The organism is Clostridium gallinarum (genome assembly GCF_014836325.1).
Classification (GTDB): Bacteria; Bacillota; Clostridia; order Clostridiales; family Clostridiaceae; genus Clostridium; species Clostridium gallinarum.
On the sequence record NZ_JACSQZ010000107.1, the window covers coordinates 1 to 4,205 of the forward strand.

General features: G+C 25.1%; 3 protein-coding genes. 2 read left to right on the forward strand and 1 reads right to left on the reverse strand.

Annotated elements, in window-relative coordinates:
• Positions 1-124 precede the first annotated feature (124 nt).
• Both H9660_RS15845 and H9660_RS15850 read left to right on the forward strand, forming a co-directional pair.
• Complete coding sequence (locus tag H9660_RS15845) at positions 125-1,333, forward strand: MBOAT family O-acyltransferase (RefSeq protein WP_341479612.1); 1,209 nt, start codon at positions 125-127, stop codon at positions 1,331-1,333.
• 24 nt (positions 1,334-1,357) lie between these two features.
• A complete protein-coding gene (locus H9660_RS15850; protein WP_191751339.1) occupies positions 1,358-2,875 on the forward strand; it encodes an alginate O-acetyltransferase AlgX-related protein in 1,518 nt (505 codons plus the stop codon).
• A 169-nt stretch (positions 2,876-3,044) separates the two neighbouring features.
• Here the strand turns inward: H9660_RS15850 and H9660_RS15855 are convergent, their stop codons facing one another.
• On the reverse strand, positions 3,045-4,001 hold the full coding sequence (locus tag H9660_RS15855; RefSeq protein WP_191751340.1) for an LCP family protein: 957 nt from the start codon (positions 3,999-4,001) through the stop codon (positions 3,045-3,047).
• Positions 4,002-4,205: the final 204 nt, after the last annotated feature.

Consider the following 4,205-nt stretch of genomic DNA (forward strand, 5'->3'; position numbering starts at 1 on the left):
TGTTCCTGTATGATATTTTCCAAAATTATATTTAAAAATATTAATAATATCAATACTAGTCAATTATATATTTGGAATATTAATAGATTCATTAGGTAATAGAGAAGATAATTCAAAGGATAATGTGAAAGCTAACAATTATAATAAACTAAAAAAGCTTACTTTAATTTTGGGAGTAGTTTTAAATTTAGCCTTACTTTTTTATTATAAGTATTACGACTTCTTTATAGAAAATTTCAATATAGTTTTTAATAGTGATATAAAGTTTAAAAATATAGTTTTACCTGTAGGAATTTCTTTTTTTACTTTTCAAGGTATGTCATATATTATTGATATTTATAGAAATGATGCTAAGGTAAATAAGAATCTTTTTTCTGTTGCTCTTTATATTTCCTTATTTCCTCAGCTTGTAGCAGGACCAATAGTAAAGTATAAGAGTATTGATAATGAAATAAGAAAAAGGAAAGAAACTGTAGATGAATTTAGTTATGGAATAGAAAGATTTGTTATAGGTCTAGCTAAAAAGGTTATAATTGCAGATATGCTTGGAGTTGTTTCTGATGATATATTTGCCTTGGTTAGCACATCTGGAATTGATATTATGACAGCATGGCTAGGTGCTATTTGTTACAGTTTACAAATATACTTTGATTTTTCTGCATATTCAGATATGGCAATAGGTCTTGGACACTTCTTTGGATTTAGGTTTACAGAAAACTTTAATTACCCATATATATCAAAGTCTATAACAGAATTTTGGAGAAGATGGCATATATCCTTATCAACATGGTTTAAAGAATATTTATATATTCCTTTAGGTGGAAATAGAAGAGGAAATGTATATTTTAATTTATTTGTTGTATTTTTAGTAACTGGGCTTTGGCATGGAGCAGCATGGAACTTTATAATTTGGGGGCTTTGGCATGGAGTATTCATTATTTTAGAGAGAGCTATAAGAGATAAGAATTGGTATAAAAATATTCCTTCAATAATAAAGCGTTTTATAACTTTATTTATAGTTTTAATAGGATGGGTTTTATTTAAAGCAGAGAATTTTGATGTTGCACTAAAGTATTTAGGCATAATGTTTGGTTTAGTGAAATTTAATAATATAACCTTTGAAATTTCTTATTTTATAAACGCAAAAACTATATTTTTAATATTTGTTGGTATGATTTCTTCAACCCCAATATTAAAAATATTTGTTTCAAAATATAGAGAAAAAATTTGGTTTGGAGTTATTAAAAATATTTTAATAATACTTTTATTTATTATAGCACTTATATTTATGATTAATTCTACCTATAGTCCATTTATATATTTTCAATTTTAGTGTTAATAAAATGAGGTGCTTAAGATGAATTTAAATAGAGAAAATACAAAAGGGAAAAGGAGTTTAAGTAATATTATATTAATAATCTCATTTTTTATAGTTATTTTAATTCCAGTATTATTTATGAATTTAAAAAGAAATCAAGTTTCTTATATAGATAATAGAAACCTTTTAGAAGTTGAAGATATTTTCGATGATGGAAATATTTTTGAAAATCTAAAAAGTTATGTAGATGATAGAATAGGCTTTAGAGAAAAAATAGTTGATATTTATGCTAAGTTTATGGATAAGGCATTTAATGAAATAACTCATCCTAAGTATGAATATGGGAAAGAAGATTTTATTATGTCTAGAGCAGAAGAAAATGAGTTTGATCCAGACTTTATGGAGATATATGCTGATTTTATAAAAGGCTTTCAGGATTACTGTAATGATAGAAATATAAAGTTTTTATATGCAGTAGAGCCAAGAAAAGAGCTTATATATCCTGAATATATAACAGAAGGTTATAATTATGAAAATATGGATATAGAATATTTTATAGAACTTTTAGAGTTAAATGAAGTTAATTATTTAAATAATGTAGAAACATTAAAGGAAGCAAAAGAACTTGGTATAGAAGAAGCTTTGAATAATCTTTATTTAAATGGTAAAACTTTAGAAAATGGAGAGATAGATTATACCAAGATAAACTCTAACTTATTATTTGATCAAAAATATGATGCTAGACATTGGAATGAAGCTGGAGCTATAATTGGAATTTCTGCAATTTTAGATAGATTAAATTTACTAGATAGTAGAGTAGATAAATTTAATTTAAGTAACTATAAATCAGAAGAGTATATAAATGATACTTTAGTAGCATCTAATTTTGAAATTAATGAAACAACAAATCACTTCAATTTAATTAATGATAATTCAATTTATATAGAAGATTTTGAAGAAGAAATAAAAAGACATGAAAGCTTTAGAAACTTTACTCATTATAAAAATTTAGAAAATGAAGATGCTCCTAGAATATTAATATTTGCAGGAAGCTATTTCAATGACAAAGAAAAATTTTTAACAGAAAGCTTCTCAGAAGTTATAAAGGTTCACAACTATAGAAATGTACTTGATTATGAATATTATATAAATATATTTAATCCAGATATAGTTTTATTTGAATCAACAGAGTATACACATTTTGATTTTTATTTCCCAGACAATGAAATGGAAGATAAAATTCATATGAAAACTTTAGAATACTTTATAAACAATGAAAATATAAAAGAAGATGAATTTGTAAAAATTATAGAAGTAAACAAAGATGGTGAAAACTTAACAAACTTTACTATAGAAATTGAAAGTGATGAAAACTTCTTTGCTTATGTAGATATAAATAATAGAACTTTAGACTGTAAAGTAAGTAAAGCAGGAAATAAAATATTAGTTGAGTTTTCAATAATGACATCAGAAATACAAAATATAGATAGCTTTGATTTATACTTTGTAACTGAGAATGGAGAAAGCTATCATAAAATACCTATTAGTTTAAAGTAGCTTAAACTGATAAATATAAAATATAGATAAGTTGTATTATAAACAAAAAGTAAAAAGAGGAATTAAGCTTTGCTTAATTCCTTCCTTCAGTTTTCAAAGAGATAAACATTGTATGACGGCGACTTGGAGCGCATGCGACGGAGCAAGGAATATAATGTTTATCTCTTTTTTACTCAAGAGAAAATAAGAATTTATGTAATTCCTCTGTTGTTCCTTCAATATCAATATTAGTATGGTACATATCTGTAAAACCAGCACTAATTATATTTCCATCAGAAGGAAATCTTCCTTGCTCTATATTACTCAACCCCATACCTAAAGCCTTAGATGAAATAGATATTATTTCGCTATTAGTTAAATTAGTAGTTACTAATGGCAATATTTCGCTTATCATGCCTGGTACTTCAGTTAAATTTATATCTTTAAATTTAACAAATAAAGCATTAAGAACATCTCTTTGACGCTCGGTTCTCTTAAAATCTCGTCCTTCAGTATATCTAATTCTACAATAAGCAGAAGCTTGAGTTCCATTTAAAAGTTGCTTTCCAGAAGAGTAAATATGCTCTGTATTTGTACCGTTATTCTTATCTATATGATCTATGTATCCATTAATATATTGCAGTTCATCAGTAGTTATTTCTATTTCAACTCCACCTAAAGCATCAATTATTTTAGGGAGTCTCTCTAAGTCAACTTGAACAAACTTATCAACATTTAAATTAAAATTATAATTGATAGCCTTTAGAATAGAGCTTGGACCACCATCTAAAATAGTATAGTTTAAGTTCATTTTTCCGCCATCAGGTAAATCTAAGTATATGTCACGCATTAGAGAACAAAGCTTTATAGTATTATTTTTAGTGTTTATAGCTAATATCATAGTAGCATCTGCTGAACTTACATCATAGTATTCAGAATAATCACTTCCAAATAAAGCGATAGTAATAACATCAGCTGCTTCCTTTGGAGCTTCTTTTCCTGTATCTACAACATTTGATCTATCAACAGCAACTCTTTCTACTTTACTCGATAAATAATATGTATAAGATATTCCTCCAGATATAAATAAAAGAATAAGTGTAAAAATAGCAAAAAAAACCTTCTTTTTTGTGGTAATTTTTCTCATGAATGTTCCTCCAAATATAAAATAATAAAATACTTTAATAATTATATCAAAATATGGTAATAATAGAAATAAAAAAGCTAATCATAATGAAATTGGAATTTATAATATATTACTGCATATATAAATATAAAAAGCGACAATATAATTTAATATTAAATTCGACAAATACATAATAAAAAAATAAAAATAAAAATTCTATAAAAC